The organism is Flavobacterium sp. A45 (genome assembly GCF_002001005.1).
In the GTDB taxonomy this organism is placed as follows: domain Bacteria; phylum Bacteroidota; class Bacteroidia; order Flavobacteriales; family Flavobacteriaceae; genus Flavobacterium.
Window position 1 is genome coordinate 24182 of record NZ_MUNX01000071.1, and the last position, 18277, is coordinate 42458.

At 36.2% G+C, this 18277-nt stretch carries 14 protein-coding genes; 3 read left to right on the forward strand and 11 right to left on the reverse strand.

Annotated elements, in window-relative coordinates; translation table 11 throughout:
* Positions 1–3: 3 nt before the first annotated feature.
* The 8 genes from feoB to B0E44_RS07865 form a co-directional block, all read right to left on the reverse strand.
* On the reverse strand, positions 4–2103 hold the full coding sequence (feoB, locus tag B0E44_RS07830; RefSeq protein WP_077372606.1) for a ferrous iron transport protein B: 2100 nt from the start codon (positions 2101–2103) through the stop codon (positions 4–6).
* Positions 2100–2342, reverse strand: a complete 243-nt coding sequence (locus B0E44_RS07835) for a FeoA family protein (protein WP_077372609.1) — start codon at positions 2340–2342, stop codon at positions 2100–2102. The genes feoB and B0E44_RS07835 overlap by 4 nt, the downstream gene beginning before the upstream one ends.
* Before the next feature lie 71 nt (positions 2343–2413).
* A complete protein-coding gene (locus tag B0E44_RS07840) occupies positions 2414–3091 on the reverse strand; it encodes an SCO family protein (protein ID WP_077372613.1) in 678 nt (225 codons plus the stop codon).
* Positions 3092–3223: 132 nt separating this feature from the next.
* A complete protein-coding gene (locus B0E44_RS07845; RefSeq protein WP_254423265.1) occupies positions 3224–4165 on the reverse strand; it encodes a DMT family transporter in 942 nt (313 codons plus the stop codon).
* 1 nt (position 4166) lies between these two features.
* Positions 4167–5012, reverse strand: coding sequence for an NAD(P)-dependent oxidoreductase (locus B0E44_RS07850; RefSeq protein ID WP_077372616.1), 846 nt, complete (start codon positions 5010–5012; stop codon positions 4167–4169).
* A 158-nt stretch (positions 5013–5170) separates the two neighbouring features.
* Positions 5171–6253: a hypothetical protein gene (locus B0E44_RS07855; RefSeq protein WP_077372619.1), complete on the reverse strand. Its 1083-nt coding sequence runs from the start codon at positions 6251–6253 to the stop codon at positions 5171–5173.
* 273 nt (positions 6254–6526) lie between these two features.
* Positions 6527–7180 (reverse strand): metal-dependent transcriptional regulator, encoded by a 654-nt coding sequence (locus B0E44_RS07860; RefSeq protein ID WP_077372622.1) that lies wholly within the window; start codon positions 7178–7180, stop codon positions 6527–6529.
* A 103-nt stretch (positions 7181–7283) separates the two neighbouring features.
* On the reverse strand, positions 7284–9155 hold the full coding sequence (locus B0E44_RS07865; RefSeq protein ID WP_077372625.1) for an Nramp family divalent metal transporter: 1872 nt from the start codon (positions 9153–9155) through the stop codon (positions 7284–7286).
* A gap of 88 nt (positions 9156–9243) precedes the next feature.
* On the opposite strand from B0E44_RS07865, the gene B0E44_RS07870 reads away from it, so the two are divergent.
* From B0E44_RS07870 to B0E44_RS07880, 3 genes are all read left to right on the forward strand, one after another.
* Complete coding sequence (locus B0E44_RS07870; protein ID WP_077372628.1) at positions 9244–11520, forward strand: TonB-dependent receptor; 2277 nt, start codon at positions 9244–9246, stop codon at positions 11518–11520.
* A gap of 1 nt (position 11521) precedes the next feature.
* Positions 11522–11986, forward strand: a complete 465-nt coding sequence (locus B0E44_RS07875) for a DUF255 domain-containing protein (protein WP_077372631.1) — start codon at positions 11522–11524, stop codon at positions 11984–11986.
* A 131-nt stretch (positions 11987–12117) separates the two neighbouring features.
* Entirely contained in the window at positions 12118–12528 is a 411-nt protein-coding gene (locus B0E44_RS07880; protein ID WP_077372634.1) for a BrxA/BrxB family bacilliredoxin, read from the forward strand.
* A 237-nt stretch (positions 12529–12765) separates the two neighbouring features.
* On the opposite strand, the gene B0E44_RS07885 is transcribed toward B0E44_RS07880, so the two are convergent.
* The 3 genes from B0E44_RS07885 to B0E44_RS07895 form a co-directional block, all read right to left on the reverse strand.
* Entirely contained in the window at positions 12766–13548 is a 783-nt protein-coding gene (locus B0E44_RS07885) for a DUF4239 domain-containing protein (RefSeq protein WP_077372637.1), read from the reverse strand.
* 190 nt (positions 13549–13738) lie between these two features.
* Positions 13739–15106: an efflux transporter outer membrane subunit gene (locus B0E44_RS07890; protein WP_077372640.1), complete on the reverse strand. Its 1368-nt coding sequence runs from the start codon at positions 15104–15106 to the stop codon at positions 13739–13741.
* A complete protein-coding gene (locus B0E44_RS07895; protein WP_077372643.1) occupies positions 15096–18269 on the reverse strand; it encodes an efflux RND transporter permease subunit in 3174 nt (1057 codons plus the stop codon). The genes B0E44_RS07890 and B0E44_RS07895 overlap by 11 nt, the downstream gene beginning before the upstream one ends.
* Between the last annotated feature and the right edge of the window lie 8 nt (positions 18270–18277).

An 18277-nucleotide genomic window follows, 5' to 3' on the forward strand; every position in this document is an offset into this window, starting at 1 on the left:
GCTTTATTTTAGGATTTGAAAAGCGATTAATGCAACGACATATGCCAAAGCACTCATAAAAATAAGCTGACCTGCAGGCCATTTCCAGGAGTTAGTTTCTTTTTTGGTTATCGCAAGTGTGCTGGCACATTGCATGGCAAAAGCATAAAACATTAGCAGCGATATCCCAGAGGCAAAATTAAATACTTTTTCGCCATTTACCGGATTCACTTCTGCGGCCATTTTGTTTTTTATAGTGTTTTCGTTATCACTTCCGCCAACACTATAAATAGTTGCCAAAGTACCCACAAACACTTCTCTGGCTGCAAATGAACTGATGATGGCAATACCTATTTTCCAATCATAACCCAAAGGAGAAATGACAGGCTCAATGGTTTTTCCCATTAATCCAATATAAGAATTTTCCAGTTTTTGCGAAGCGACAGCATTGTTGAATTCAGCTTCAGATAATGGCTGTGTTTTGGTATTCTCCATTATTATCTTTTCGGCATTTTTAAACTCTTTTCCCGGGCCGTAAGAAGCCAAAAACCACAAGATGATCGATATTGCCAAAATGATTTTTCCCGCGCCAAAAACAAACGCTTTTGTTTTCTCGATTACATTGATGGCTACATTTTTGAACATAGGCAATTTATAATTGGGCATTTCTACCACAAAGAAGGTTTTGCCTTTTACCTTTAGAATACTATTCAAGATATAAGCTGATAAGATCGCCATTCCAAAACCAATAACATACAAAAGCATTAGAGTCAATCCTTGCACATTCAACACGCCCAAAACATAAGTATCCGGAATAACCAAGCCAATGATAATGGCGTAAACAGGAAGCCGGGCCGAACAAGTGGTAAAAGGAGTTACCAGAATTGTAATTAAACGTTCCTTCCAATTTTCGATGTTTCGGGTTGCCATAATTGCTGGAATAGCACAAGCCGTTCCTGAAATCAGTGGCACTACGCTTTTACCGGATAATCCAAATCGGCGCATGATTTTATCCATCAGGAAAACCACGCGACTCATATAGCCACTTTCCTCAAGTATGGAGATAAATAAAAACAAAAAGGCTATCTGGGGAATAAAAATTAATATCCCGCCAATTCCAGGGATTATTCCTTGCGAAATCAAATCGGTCAGCATTCCCGAAGGCAAATGTTCGCTAGCCAATGCACTTAAAGTGGCAAAAGTACTGTCAATAAAATCCATCGGAATTTCGGACCATTGAAAAATAGACTGAAAAATCACAAACAAAATGATGAAAAATATTGCGTAGCCCCATATTTTGTGAGTAAGTACGCGGTCGAGCTTGCTTCGAAAATCTTTAGCAACGCTGGAATCAACTTTTAAGCCTTCTTTCAAAACATCATTGATGAACTGATATCTCTTGATGGTTTCTTTTTGCTGCAGTCGTTTCAAATCCGAATGTGATTTTGTAAAAGAGCTACGAATTTCATTTCGCTCCAAATTCAAAAAGTTGACATCCTGCGTAATCACCAGCCACAATTTATACAACAATTGATTTGGAAAAGCTTGGCGAAGGCTGTTGAAGTATTCCACGTCAATTACCGATGCATTCAAGCAAGGTTCCGAAGAAATGGTTTTGTAACTTACGATTAAGTTCTTTAATTCCTCGATTCCATGTCCTTTTCTGGAGCTAATCAGTGCAATTTTTGTCTTTAAGTGCTCTTCGAGATAAGGTATGTCAAGAGTAATGCCTTTGTGTTCCATTCTGTCGGCCATGTTAATGACCAAAATGGTTGGAATTTCGAGGTCTTTTATTTGGGTATAAAGAAGTAAATTTCGTTTTAGATTCTCAACATCGGTAACCACAAGAGCTACGTCTGGATAGAGACGGTCGTTTTTGTTAAGCAAAAGTTCAATAACGACGCTTTCATCAATGGAACTGGCATTTAAACTATAGGTTCCTGGTAAATCAAGAATATTGGCTTTGATATTGTTGGGTAGTTTGCAAAAACCCATTTTTTTCTCGACAGTAATTCCTGGATAGTTTCCCACCTGTTGGTTCAAGCCTGTAAGCTGATTGAAAACTGAAGTTTTCCCTACGTTTGGGTTTCCAATTAAAGCGACGTTGATATTTTTTAAACTCATTTGTCAGTGTTGTTAATGAGTTCTACTTCAATAAGTTTGGCGGTTTCAACACGAATGGCAAGGTGTGAGCCATTTATATCCAAATACAAAGGATCTCCAAACGGAGCTACTTGGAGCAATTCGACATCATTACCAGGCAAACAGCCCATTTCCAGAAGTTTTAACGGGATTAAATCGATATCAAAATCTAGGATAGTGGCTTTTTGGCCTTTTTTGAGAGAATGTATCGTTGTTTGCAAAGCTTATTTAGATTGAATTTAGATTGCAAAAATACATTTTTTATTATAATTACAGTTGATAATTATCAGTTTTACTCGTTTTTTTCATTGGCGCAAAGCCAATTAATATCCTCTATTAATTTTTGTATCTCTTCTTTCTTTGTACCGTCATAAAAACCGCGAACCCTTCTTTTTTGATCTACCAGAACAAAATTTTCAGTATGCACCATATCATACAATTGTTCGGGTTTTCCAATTTTTACGGCCAAATAGGATTTTCTGGCCATCGTATAAATTTCTTTTTTGTCGCCAGTAACCAGATTCCACTTTCCGTCAATGACACCATACTTTTTGGCATAAGCCTTTAATGCGGGAACACTGTCAGTTTCTGGGAAAACAGTATGGGAAAGCAACATTACATTTGGATTGTTCTTAATGGCCTTTTGCACATCGACCATATTACTAGTCATTTTTGGACAAATTGAACCACAAGTTGTAAAGAAAAAATCGGCTACATATACTTTTCCTTCATACTCTTTCTGGGTAATAGTTTTTCCGTTTTGATTGGTAAAGGAAAAATCAGCAATTGTGTGGTATTTACTGATGTATTGTACGGTACTGTCCACCAATTCAGGATTTACATCCGAAGGATTATAGATTGGTAATGATTTACCAGGCTTCAAAGCGCCATAAAACAAGTAAAGTGTTACGATGGAGAAAATCAATACGACTCCAATATAGATTCTGTACTTTTTTAGAATAGATAGCATAAAAATAATTTGGTGCAAAAATAAAGAAAAATACAACTATTTAAGTAATATGAGATTTAGTTATTCTAAATGAGTTTAGACCGCATTAAAACCTTACAATTGTTTGATTTTTAATCTTTCTGTTTAATTGACCTAGATTATGGCTTCATTACTGTTTTTCTTTTTCCGCATTGCATAGTTTATCAGATACAATCCTATTAAAGTTATGCTTCCGCCAAAGATGATTGCCGTTGTTAACGGTTCTCCAAAAATAAAGGCTCCCAATATCACCGCAACTATTGGATTTACATAAGCATAGACACTGCTTAATTCGGTTGGAAGCTTTTGCAAAGCATAAATAAAAGCGACAAAGGTCAAAACGGAACCAATAATCACCAAATAGGCAATTGAAAACCATGAATTAATATGAATTTCAGAAAGTGGAATACTAGCTCCTGTAGCCCCTACAAAGGCAAACAGCAAAATACTCGAAATAAACATCTGCAATCCTAAGCTAAAATAGGGATTGAAACTGGCGGCTTTTTTCTTGGTATACAAAGTTCCAAAAGCCCAAGTAATCGTTGCAGCTATCGAAAGAATGATTCCAAATTGAAAATCAGGCTGTAAAAAATCAAGCAAATGTTCATAAAAAATAACACAAACTCCGCCGAAACAAACCAAAATCCCCAAAATAGCCAGTCTGGTAACTCTTTCACCTTTAAAAATACTGATGAACACAATCCATAAAGGAACCATTGCACCAATGATAGCACCCAATCCACTACTGATATATTTCACACCCCAAGTGCTGAGTCCGTTGCTTAAAACAAAATTGAGCAGACTCAGAATTATGATGGTTTTCCATTGTTTTCCTTTTGGCCAGGGCGTTTTCTTGAACAAAAAAAAGGCAAGATATAAAGAACCCGCTATAAATTGTCGAATGCCGGCGAGTTGCAAAGCGGGCATGTATTTGACTCCTTCTTTTGAAGCCAACCAAGTAGTTCCCCAAAAAAAACTCACCCAACACAATGCCAAAATGGGCAACCCAATAGCATTGATTCTAGACTTAAAAGCCGCTTGTATTTTTGTTCTCAACTTATAAATTGTTTTTGATGAAAGAATAACCCAAAACTTTTTCCACTTTCTCACTCAAGACAACTTTTCCTTTAGAAGGTTTGGAGTGGTCAAAATGAGGCAAAGGCAAAGCTAATTCGACTGCTCTTTGAGTATAATAGGCTTCTCTTGTGGGATGAAACGGACTAACACCATTGTAAATTTTACCCCAAGAGTCTATAAATATTATTTTTAAGATAATTCCAATACAATCCATTTGATGAATAAAATTGATGGGAGTTTCTGGATTTTCTAGATTAAATTTTCCTGCCAAAAACCGAACTGGATTTCGGTCTTCACCAATGAGGCCACCAAAACGCAGGATCGTGGTTTTGAAGTTGGGGTTATTCTGCAGAAGAATTTCAACTTCCAGTAATTGTTTACCACTTTCGGTATCTGGTTTTGGGATGGTTTCTTCTGTTATCGATCCATCGACTTCGCCATAAACGGAAGTTGAACTTACAAAAAGCACATTCTCTACAGTCGATTTTTCCAGATACGGAATCAAGTTTTTTATTTTTTCGACAAATATCTTTTCACCCGCAGCTGAAGAATCGCTGTTTTTTCCTCTTAACTGGGGCGGAATATCAATAACCAAAGTCTGACTTCCGCTAAGAAAATCTTCAATAGAACCTGTTCCATTTTTGCTATCAAGCGCACTTTCAACGGCACTTAGGGTGATTAAAAAGGGATTAATACCAAATGCTTCTAATGTAGAAAATTTGCTTTGGGTTGTAGTTGAGCCTTTCACGGAAAATCCATTTACTTTCAAGGCTTTCGCCAAAGGCAAACCTAACCAACCACAGCCCAAAATGCTTATTTGTTTCATTTATAAAAATCCTTAGTCAAACTTATATCTCCGATTCCCGTTTTTTTTTTGAGAATTTCATTTACAAAGGAACAAAATTTATACTTGGATTTAGACGAAAAAAAAACCTGATAAAAATATCAGGTTTCTTTGTATTCATAGTATTTTGAAACAATAAATTAACGTCTTCTTCCGCCGCCGCCGCTAAATCCGCCGCCGCCTCTGTAACCGCCGCCGCCGCCGCCGGATCTATAGCCACCACCACTACTTCCTCTGTTTAAACTTGAATTACTTGAACGAGAACTCATGGAGTTGCTAGCCGATGGTCTAGATGATGACGATCTATTTGAAGCAGAAGCCTTGCTTTTGTCACGGGTGGAAGCCGATGCCTTATTGCCGTCACGTGTAGTAGCAGAATTTCTACCAGACTCTCTGGTTGAAGCAGAATTTCTGTTACCATTATTTATATTGTTTCTGTTATTGCTGTTTATATTATTATGAGAAATCCTATTCGAAGTGTTTCTACTATTATTATTATAATTATTAAAACTATTATGATTAACATAAACATTCGTATTGTGATATCCATAACCTCCGCCATGATAATGATAATGATTTGAACGATAAATCCCCACAGCCATAACAGTTGCGAATCCAAACCATGGAGGGTAATAACCATAATAATACGGAGGATAATAAGGCACATAAGCAGGTGAATACACATACTGTACAATTGGCGCCTGTTCCACAACAACCGTAGTCGTAGATGCAGGAACATTCACAGTTACTGGATTCGTACCCGTATAAGCTGGATTAGCGGTAACTCCCGCATTTCCAGATGCACTTGGCTCAACAATATAATCCTTACCATACAAATCTTTGTCGCCAACAATTTGAAGTGATATTTTTTTATTTTTGTCTTTTGACACCATAATAACAGCCACGTCTTGAGTTTCTGTTTTGCTTATAGGGTCACGAAGTATAAATGTAAAATCTTCTCCGTCTTTCTTGGTTTCCACTTTGATAAAATCGATTTTTTTATCATCGTTTAAATCCAAATTATTGATTTTGTTTTTTTCATCATTCAATGATTTTTCAAAGTCTTCAATGGTCTTTGATTTTTGAAAAAGATCCAAAACCGCATATAGATCTAAGTTATCTCCAGGCAAACCCAATTCTCCTGTATCACTTGTTTGTGAAAAAGCTGTCAAACCTGACAAACTCATTGCTATTACTAAAATTGATAAAAATCTTATTTTCATATCTATATGATTTTAAAATAAACAATTTGATGTGTGCAAAAAAAATTAAGCTAAAAATTTTTATTGCTTCGTAATGTAAATATAGCAAACAAACCTAAATAATTCATAGCTCTGCTAAAATACTTACAGTTAACAATTCAAAAATTATGCCCAAAATTCTAAATTAAATAAAGATTAACAGCTCTTTAAGTTAAAACAAAGAATAAATTAAAACTATTTGGGACAATTAAACCCGTATACAATTGAAAACCAACAAAAAAACAAACAACAAATCTAAAGTACTTTTACAAATAAATTACTTGCAATTTTATTGGAAATAGTAAATTCTGTTCCATTTACTTTTATTTTTAGCGATAAGTCAAAGGTTTCTTTTGTCACCACTTCGATTTTTGTTCCCAACCCGATTTGCTGTTTATCAAGATATTTCAGGAAATCCGAAGAATTGTCTTTTACCCCAACACATATCCCAAATTGATTTGCCGATAACTCAGCCAATAATTGCTTTTCTACAGTAATCATTCTCCCTTGCGCATCTGGTATGGGGTCGCCATGAGGATCCTCAGTAGGATTCCCAAGAAAATCATCGAGTTTATTGATAAGTTTTTCAGATTTGATATGCTCAAGTTGTTCGGCAATATCGTGAACTTCATCCCAAGAAAAATCAAGTTTTTCCACTAAAAACACTTCCCATAAACGATGCTTTCTCACAATCATTTTGGCAGCATGTTTTCCGTTTTCAGTTAATGAAACTCCTTGGTATTTTTTATAATGAACCAAATCTTTATCGGCCAGTTTTTTCAGCATATCCGTTACAGAGGAAGCTTTGGTTTCCATCATTTCGGCAATAGCATTGGTACTTACTTCACTATCGAGACTAGCTGTAAGGTGATATATAGATTTAAGGTAATTTTCTTCAGAGAAAGTCATTTGATTGCAGATTTTAGATTGCAGATTAACGATTTTTGATTGTAGCTTTTAAAAACTTATCATTCAAAATCTTAATACTTGATACTTTTTACTTAATACTTTTTTAATTTTTCACAATCAGCAAAGGTATGGAAATCTTGTGTCTCAAACGATCGACGGTAGTACCAAAGAGCAAATCTTTCATACCTGTATGGCCATGAGTTCCCATAATTAAAATATCAAAATCACCTTTGTTCACTAATTTCGGGATAACTTTATTTGGTTTGCCAAATCCTAACAATGTATTGACTTGAAATCCTTTTTCCTGAAACATCGTTTTATATTCCAGTAACAAGGTCTCATCAATTGTCGTTTCATGATCGTCAATCTGCTTCCCGTATATCATGGCTCCAACCGATTCAACCACATGAATTAAAGTATATTTTGCATCCTTACCTCCCATTTTAAAGGCGTAGTTAATTGCATTTTCGTCTGCAAATGAAAAATCGACAGTAATGGCAATGTTCTTGTTATCCTGAACGGAAGTTTCTGCAAATTTCAAATTCATATCATGTGGAGAGTGATTCTCAATATTCAATCTTGCTTTAGAAAAGAAAGGTTTTATAACAATATAGAGCAATAAAACCAAAAAGCTGATAGCCAGTGGCACAACCGTTAACCAAAGAATCATTGGATTTTCTGAAGTTTCGAGCCAACCTTGAATTTCTGAATAAACCAGTTTGGCATTTAGCGAAACAATTATCACAGCAATTAACCACGCTGCGATTTGAGTCACTTTACCAATATGATAACCCTTCATTTTGGATTTATCACTTACAAAATGAATCAGCGGTATAATTGCAAAACCCAACTGCAAACTCAAAACAACTTGGCTAAGCACCAAAAGTTTCCCAGTAACACTTTCGCCATAAATAAGTATGACTATGACGGCTGGCACTATGGCAATCAAACGGGTAACTATACGACGCACCCATGGCTGAATACGTAAATTCAAATATCCCTCCATTACAATTTGACCCGCCAATGTTCCCGTTATAGTAGAGCTTTGTCCAGCGGCAATCAAAGCCACCGCAAATAAAATAGAAGCCCATTTGGTACCCAGCAAAGGCTGCAGAAAACGATAAGCATCTTGGATTTCGGCAACTTCATGCATCCCGTTTTTATAAAATGTAGCTGCCGCCAAAATTAAAATAGCTGCATTTACAAAAAAAGCCAGATTTAAAGCTATTGTAGAATCAATGAAATTATATTTTAAAGCCTGTTTAATTCCTGCATCGCTACGGCTGAATTTTCGGGTTTGTACCAATGACGAATGCAAATACAAATTATGAGGCATTACGGTAGCTCCAATAATTCCGATTGCAATATAAAGAGCAGATTCAGTAGGCAAAGATGGAATTAAACCATAAAGGACTTTATCCATTTCAGGCTGGGCAAATATCATTTCAAAAACAAAGGACAGACCAACAATCATTACCAAAACGATAATAAAAGCTTCCATCTTTCGTATTCCTTTGTTAATCAAAAAGAGTAATAGAAAAGTATCCAAAACAGTAATCATAACAGCTTCAATCAACGGAATTCCAAACAATAAATTGATTCCTATGGCCATCCCTAAAACTTCGGCAAGATCACAAGCCGCAATGGCAATTTCGGCAAGAAAATAAAGGATATAATTAATGAACTTCGAATAAGTCTCTCGTGAAGCTTGCGCCAAATCGCGCTGAGTAACGATTCCAAGTCTTGCGCTCAAACTTTGCAACAACAAGGCCATTAAATTGCTCATTAATAATACCCACAACAAGGCATATCCAAACTGGCTTCCGCCCGCAATATCTGTCGCCCAATTACCTGGATCCATATACCCGACACTAACTAAATAAGCTGGGCCAAAAAAGGCTAATATTCTTTTGAAAACTGTTTTTTTATTTTGGGTTGCCACCGATTGGTGAACTTCTTCAAGCGATTTGGACATTTTTAATAGTTTAAAAAACAAATATATAAAATAACTTTATGTTAATGAAATTATTTTTTTAGCTTTGTCTAAAATTTTATTTATAAAAATGAAACATTTATTTTCAGTAATTACACTATTTACAATTCTGCTGACGTACGCACAAGAAAACATAGCTATAAGAGGAACTATTATGCACAAATCAACCCCCATTGAAAATGCAACAGTTGAGATAATAGGCACCAATTATAGCACACAAACGGACAGCAAAGGAATTTACTCCTTTCAAAATATTCCTAAAGGCAATTATAAAATACTAGTAACCGCCGTTGGTTACAAAACCCAACGAAAAAATATAGCTATACAGACATCAGCACAAACCCAATTGGACTATGAACTACAAACAGACGAAAATGAACTTAATGAAGTGGTGGTTTCTGGAACTTTAAAAGCAGTAAAACGTCTGGAAAGCGCAGTCCCTGTTGAAGTATATACACCTGTATTTTTCAAGAAAAACCCAACACCAAGTATTTATGAAGCGTTACAAAATGTAAATGGAGTAAGGCCACAGCTCAACTGTGGAGTTTGCAATACTGGAGACATTCATATCAATGGGCTGGAAGGTCCGTATACATCTGTAATGATTGACGGAATGCCAATTGTCAGTAGTCTATCGACCGTTTATGGATTGTCCGGGATTCCGAACTCATTGGTAGAACGAATCGAAATTGTAAAAGGTCCAGCCTCCTCTTTATATGGAAGTGAAGCCGTAGGTGGCTTAATCAACATTATTACAAAAAATCCAATTAATGCACCAATATTTTCAGCTGATGTATTTACAACCACTTGGCTTGAAACCAATGTCGATTTGGGCATGAAATTTAACATCAATAAAAAAGCATCTTCACTATTAGGACTAAATTATTACCTCTACGATCAAACAATTGACAATGACAATGATGCATTTACGGATGTTACGGCACAAAACAGGATTTCTCTTTTTAATAAATGGAATTTCAATCGTGCTCAAAACCGATTATTCACTGTGGCAGTCCGAGGCATGTACGAAGACCGTTGGGGTGGTGATATCCGTTGGGAGAAAAAATACCGTGGAGGGGATGAAATCTACGGAGAGAGCATTTATACCAAAAGAGCGGAACTTATAGGAAGCTATCAATTGCCAACAACCGAGAAACTTATGCTTTCCTTCTCTGGAACAATGCATTTTCAAGACAGCCGTTATGGAACAACCTCTTATATAGCCAATCAAAAAATTGGATTCCTGCAACTAACTTGGGACAAAAAAATTGGAAAAAACGATTTGCTTACAGGAATTGCGTCTCGTTACACGTATTATGATGACAACACAACATCTACTGCTATTTTAAACGAAAACAATCCCGAAAAAACATGGCTTCCAGGGATTTTTGCTCAAGATGAAATTTCTTTTAGCGAAAAGCACAAAATGTTATTCGGCTTACGCTACGATTACAATTCCATCCACGGGAATATTTTTACGCCAAGATTTGCCTATAAATTAAAAATCAATGACGATAACATTCTCCGCTTTAATGCCGGAACCGGCTTTAGAGTTGTCAATTTATTCACAGAAGATCATGCGGCTTTAACAGGATCACGCCAAGTAGAGATTACCGAGAATTTAGACCCAGAAAAATCTGTAAATGCCAATTTGAATTATATCAAAAAAATCTATTTCTCAAATGGAACCTTTTTAGGCATTGAAACCACGGCTTTTTATACTCGTTTCAGCAACAAAATTGTATCAGATTATGAAACCGATCCTAACAAAATCATTTATAACAACATTAATGGTTATGCATTGAGCCAAGGGATAAGTTGTAATACAGACATCAATTTTACAAATGGTTTAAAATTCATACTAGGTGCAACTTATATGGATGTCTCCAATGTAGAAAACGGCATAAAAACAAGACCGTATTTAACCGAGAATTTCACTGGAACTTGGAGTGCTTCCTATAAAATTAATTCGATAGATTTAGCAATTGACTACACCGGAAATGTTTACAGTCCAATGAAATTGCCATTGTTGAGCGAGACAGATCCCCGCAATCCTTACTCTCCTTGGTACAGTTTGCAAAACATACAATTTACTTATACAGGCTGGAAAAATTTTGAATTGTATGCCGGTATCAAAAACCTGCTTAACTTTACTCCAAAACAAAATAATCCTTTCTTGATTTCCAGAATCGAAGATCCGTTTGACAAAAATGTACAATATGATACAAATGGAAAAGTGTTGGTAACTCCAGACAATCCTTATGGCTTGACTTTTGACACCACTTATGTTTATGGCCCAAATCAGGGAATCAGGGGATTCTTTGGACTGCGTTATAATTTATTTTAAAATGAAAAAAAGGCTTTACATACTATTGATTTTCTTTTGGGTGATTCCATCTGGTTTTGCCCAATTGAAAACCTATTCTTTTGTAGAAGCAGAAAAATTATCCAAAGAAAATCCGAAACCATTTGTCGTTTTTATACATACGACTTGGTGCAATTACTGCAAAATGATGGAGAATTCGACTTTCAAAAACCCTGAAATCATTACCCTTTTAAACGATAATTACTACTTCATTTCATTGGATGCCGAAAACAAAGAAGACATTTATTTCAATAATCATAAGTTCTCATTTAAGCCAAATGGGCAAAACACTGGAATTCATGAACTGGCAACGGCATTGGCAACCATTAATTCCCAAGTGGTTTATCCAACGATTACTATTCTACAATCTGATCTTTCAATCGTATTCCAAAAGCATTCTTTTCTAAACAGCAAGCAGTTACTAACTATTCTTGAAAAGAGAAAATAAGTCAGTTAGTTGTTGAAACATTCCCCTAAAACAACAATCAAACTATAACAAAACTTTATAATTCAAATTAAGTTCTTGCAACTAAACTTTGTAACTTTGCAGTTCTAAAAGTTGAACTTAAAATAAAAAATATGTATCCAGAAGAAATGGTAAAACCAATGCAAGCTGAATTAACATCTGCTGGTTTTCAAGAATTACATACTGCCGATGCTGTAGAAAGCGCAATAAAATCTGCAGGAACAACACTTGTAGTAGTAAACTCTGTTTGTGGTTGCGCTGCAAGAAATGCACGGCCGGGAGCCAAAATGAGTTTGGACAATGCAAAAAAACCATCTAATCTAGTAACTGTTTTTGCAGGTGTAGATCGCGAAGCGGTAGAAGCTGCAAGAGGATTTATGTTTCCATTCCCTCCATCTTCTCCAAGTATTGCCTTGTTCAAAGACGGTGAATTGGTTCACATGTTAGAGCGTCACCACATTGAAGGACGTCCAGCAGAAACTATTGCAGAAAACTTAAAAGATGCTTTCAACGAGTATTGTTAAGCTTTAAAACGCATTAAAAATAGAAAACCATTCGCCTAGTGAATGGTTTTCTGTTTTTAATTCAGATTCAACAATAGGAATAAATTACACGAAGATTCCCAAAGAAGACGCTAAGGTTCGCAAAGAAGAAAATCTTTTATTTGAGCTTAAAAATCTTCGTGAACCTTAGCGTCTTCTTCGCGTTTCTCTGTGAAATAAAGACTAAAGCTTATGCCAAAAAAGCTGTCTTGTTCAACTTCATTTTTCGTGGAATTGTTTATAAAGCGTAATTATCGGTGTTTGATTCAATCGAATAAAGCCTTGTTCCGGTCGGTCAAGAGCCAGAATCAGCCACATCAGTGAGGCAAATATTATCGAAATGATAACTGCGATAATGTTATTTTTTTTGCCCGAAATTCCAAACTGATAGCCCAATAAAAACATTGAAAATAAAGTAATAATGCCCAAAATACATAAAATTGCGAATGGAATACGGTACTCAAAAGTATAAGTAATCCTTTGATTGTATATTTCATTCAAATCGTTTGTTGATCCTGTATAAAGCGAGAATGCTTCAGAACTTCGATCCATCTCTGCCAATGCTTCCGAATAATGCCAAAGCGAATCCAAAATTGCTTGAGAACGAATTTTTAAATGTTCAATTTTTTTGGGTGATAAATCATTAACGATAGCCGCACGCAAATCAGTATATTCGATCAAAAGCTTTCTCGTGCTCGTTTTATAAGGTTCCGGAATCAATCCGGCGCGTAAATAAGTAGTGCGGATAGTTGTTACCTCATCCAGTAAAAGTTTCTTGCGTTCGTTATAACGGTTGTCAACAATTTGGAAGGTAAAAGCCAACATAAAAGCCAACAAACCAAGCGCTGCACCTACAACAGATCCCACTGGAGCATCGCTGACTTTAACTGCCTTTTTCTTTAGATAAAAGCCATACTGCTGTCCCAAAAGTATTGGAACCAAAACACACAAAAACGGAATTAAATACATTGTCAAATTTAGAAGCACACTATTTCCCATCATACAAATAATTAAATTCAAAACCCCTTAAATAAAATTTTCACAACATATTGTTTGACATAAAGTTACAACTATATTTTATTCAAAAGCACACTAAGTATATTCTATTTCGGCACAACTACAACTAAACATAATAGCACTATAAACAAAAAACCACGCAAATTGCGTGGTTTTTTGTTTATAAAGAGAATGACTAATTCCAGCCACCACCCAAAGCCCTGTATAATTGGATAGTTGAACTCAATTGGTTTTGTGTCAACTCTGAAAGGCTTAATTCTGCATCAAACAAAGCTATTTCTACTTGTATAACTTCCAAGTAAGAAACGTAACCATTATAATACCTTGCATTCGATAATTCCAAGTTTTTTCTGGCTGCAATAACTTGCTTGTTTCTAGCTGCCCATTCTTCTTTATACGTTTTCACGTTTTGCAAAGATTGTTCTACTTCGGCAACGGCAACAAGACAAGTTTTTTGGTAATTAAGTCTCGATTCTTCAGCAATTTGACGGTATATTTCTACTCTCCTTCTATTTTTTCCAAAATTAAAAATTGGCCCAACAACAGAAGCGCTTGCGTTTTGCAGATACGAAGATCCATCAAACAAAGCACTCACATCATTGTTTGCAAATCCTGCCAATGCTGCAATATTAAACGAAGGAAAACGCATCGCTTGTGCAACACCGATTCTTTCATTAGCTGCCATATAATTCCTTTCGGCTTGATTCACATCGGGTCTATTTCTCAATAAAATAGAAGGAATAGAAACAGGTAAATTATTTGCAACTTGAAGCTCTGTATTGGTCTTCCCACGTTCTATTGGAGTTGGAGCTTGGCCTATCAATATTGAAATAATATTTTCTTGAATGGTAATCTGCCTTTTAAAAGCAGGAATAGCTGCTTCTGCAATTGCTACTTGTTGTTCGATTTGAACCTTATCAACTTCGGAAACGTAACCAGCCAAAAACCTTTGATTTATAATATCAAAACCTTTTTGTCTAGATTCCAAAGTCTTTTGTGCCACAAGTAATCGATTGTCAAAATCACGTAACTGAAAATAAGCAACTGCAATATCACTCACCAAGTTAGAAAGAATCACTTTTCGTCCTTCTTCACTAGCAATTAATTCATTTTGAACGGCTCTGTTTTCGTGTCGAACTTTACCCCAGAAATCCAATTCCCAAGATAAAGTAGCCGCTGCATTAGAAGGCAAAAAGGTTTTCTCATTACTGTTTACCGTTCCACTGTATCCAATTGCAGGCAATAAGTCTGCTTTGGTATATCCTAATTCTGCTCTGGTGCGCTCAATACGAGCCATTGCAATTCTCAAATCATAATTATTTTCAAGTCCCTTAGTGATAAGCCCTTTTAAGACATCATCATTAAAAAGGTCAAACCATTTAACATTGACTACAGATGCTAATGTATCAGCATTAGCAGGACCATAATGAAAACTTTCTTTATTTTGATCTTCTGGTTTTTCATATTTAGGACCAACCAAACAACCTACTGGAAGTACTGCAAGAACTACAATAACAACAATTATTTTAAATCTATTCTTCATGATCTGTAGTTTTTGAATCCGTACTAATTTCAGTTGCTACAACCTCATCTTTCTTTTTACCAATGTTTTCAATCATTACAAATAAACCTGGAACAATTAATACCCCAAGAATTGTAGCAATAAGCATCCCACTGAATACCGCCATTCCCATTACGATACGAGCCTGTGAACCTGCCCCTGTAGCAGTAAGCAAAGGCACAACACCAAGTATAAAGGCAAAAGCAGTCATCAAAATCGGACGGAAACGAAGCTTAGCCGAAACCATTGCCGCTTCATATAATGGTGTCCCTTTTTCATATTCTTCTTTGGCAAATTCTACAATAAGAATCGCGTTTTTGGCTACCAGTCCAATTAATAAAACCAGTCCAATTTGAGCAAATACATTATTCACATAAGCATCACTTCCAATTCTTGCCAAAAACAACCCTAGAAACGCTCCAAATACTGCTAGAGGCGCTCCTAACAATACACTAAACGGTAATTTCCAACTTTCGTATTGTGCTGCCAAAATTAAAAACACAAATATCAATGCCATCAAAAACACTGTTCCTCCGCCTGGCGAATGCTTCTCTTGATAAGATAAATTTATATAATCATAACTCATATCAGCAGGCAAAGTTTCTGCAGCTACTTCTTCCAAAGCAGTCAAAGCTTGTGCACTACTATACCCATCATTTGGACTACCACCGATTTCTGCCGATCTAAATAAATTCAAACGATTGGTAAAATCAGGCCCTGTCACTTTTGAAGCTGTAACGATAGTCGATATTGGCAACATATCGCCTTTGTTATTTTTTACATAAATCAGATTTAAGTTTTCTGGTTTCACACGATCAACAGCTTCTCCTTGCAGATACACTTTATACTGACGACCAAAACGGTTAAAGTCATTTACATAAGTCCCTCCTAAAAAGGCTCCTAATGCTTCGGTAACTTTTGAAACTGGCACTCCCAATTTCATCGCTTTATCGTTATCAATTTCTAATTTAACCTGAGGTGTTCCCGCGTTGAAAGTGGTATAAATCCTTTTTATCTCAGGACGTTTCTGTGCCGCAGCAATAAAGTTCTGCGTTTGTTGTGCCAAATATTGTGGTGTATTTCCACCTCTGTCTTGCAACATCAAGCTAAAACCTGCTGACGCTCCTAAACCTTGAATCGCTGGAGGACCAAATGAAAAAGCAGTAGCATTAGTAATTTGAGTTGCCAATTTTTTATTCAATCGATCCACGAATTGTTTAGCCGTTTCTGTTCTTTCTTCCCAAGGTTTTAAAGAGATGAAAACAAAAGCATTGTTCGGTTGATACGAATTGGTAAGCATACTAAATCCGTTAATTACGGTATAAGACAAGATAGATTCTTCTTCTTTCAAAAAGCCATCTACTTTTTTAGAGATTTCATCGGTACGCTGAAGAGAGGAGGCTGGAGGTAATGCGATATTCACCAGCACATATCCTTGATCTTCTTCAGGAATAAATCCAGATGGAATTTTTTTCCCTAAAAACACAACTGCTAATAAAATCACCGCTAATAAAGCGACAATACGCATTGATTTTTTAGCAAAATAAGTAGCTCCTTTTAGATAACCGCCTGTTACTTTTTCAAAAATACGGTTGAAACCAGTGAAAAATTTAGCCAACCATCCTGTTTGTTCACTAACGGGTTTTGTGGGTTTTAACAGCATGGCACACAATGCAGGACTTAATGACAAAGCACTAAAAGCCGAGAAAGCCACCGAGACCGCAATGGTTATGGCAAACTGCTGATAAAAACGACCTGTTATACCTGGAGTCATTGCCACAGGAATAAATACAGCACACAGAATCAATGCAATTGCAATTACTGGCCCAGAAACTTCTTTCATTGCTTGAATAGTAGCTTCTTTTGGTGTTTTTCCGTGCTCAATATGGTGAATTACGGCTTCTACCACCACAATGGCATCATCTACGACAATACCAATGGCTAGCACCAATCCTAAAAGTGAAAGTGTATTTATGGAGAATCCTAACATTGGAAAAACAGCAATTGTACCAATTAAAGATACAGGAACTGTAATCAATGGGATTAATGTCGCTCTCCAGTTTTGAAGAAAGATAAATACCACAAGGATAACCAAAATGATTGCTTCAATAAGGGTGTGAACAATGTCATCAACCCCAGCGGTGATAGCAAGTGTAGTATCTAATGATTCTTGATAAACAATGTCCTGAGGAAACTTTTCAGACATTTCTTTCATTGCTTTCTTTGCTGTTTCAGCCACCTCAAGTGCATTACTTCCAGGCATTTGATACAAAGCAATTACAGCACTTGGAGAACCATTTCTTCGGGCTGTAGAACTATAGTTTTCTGTTCCTAATTCAATACGAGAGATGTCGCTAAGCAAAACTTGTGCACCATCATCTTTACTTCTAACAACGATTTTACCAAATTGTTCTTCTGTAACTAAACGATCTTGTAGTGTAACTCCGTAGGTAAACTCGGTTCCCATTGGCGCAGGTTCCGCTCCAAATTTACCACCGGGACTAATCATGTTTTGGGCGTTCAGTGCATTTTTCACTTCATCAACTGTAACCCCCAATTTAGTCATTACATCGGCCTTCAACCAAATACGCATAGAGTAATCGCTACCTCCAAAAAGGGCAACTTCTCCAACTCCTTTAATACGTGCCAATTGATCAACAATATTGATACTGGCATAATTATTTAAAAATTTAGCATCATATTTTGGATTAGTTGATGTCACTGTAAATAACATCATTGGAAACGATAGTGATTTTTTTACCACTACCCCTTGTTGTTTTACACTTGAAGGCATAAAAGGGGCTGCTTGATTCTGCCTGTTTTGGGTAAGCATATTGGCGTTATCCAAATTAGTCCCTACGTCAAAAGTTACTTCAATAGTCATTGCACCGTCAGAAGTATTGGTAGACTTCATGTACAACATATTTTCTACCCCATTTACTTTTTGCTCAATAGGAGTAGCAACAGCTTGTTCCACATTTAAAGCATTTGCCCCAGTAAAACTAGTCGTGATTTTTACAACTGGCGGGTTAATATCTGGGTATTGAGATACAGGTGTTTTTTGTAATGCCAATAATCCAAGTATCACCGTAATGATACTGATTACGATAGCCACAATAGGTCTTCGAACGAAAAATTCTCCCATAATACTTT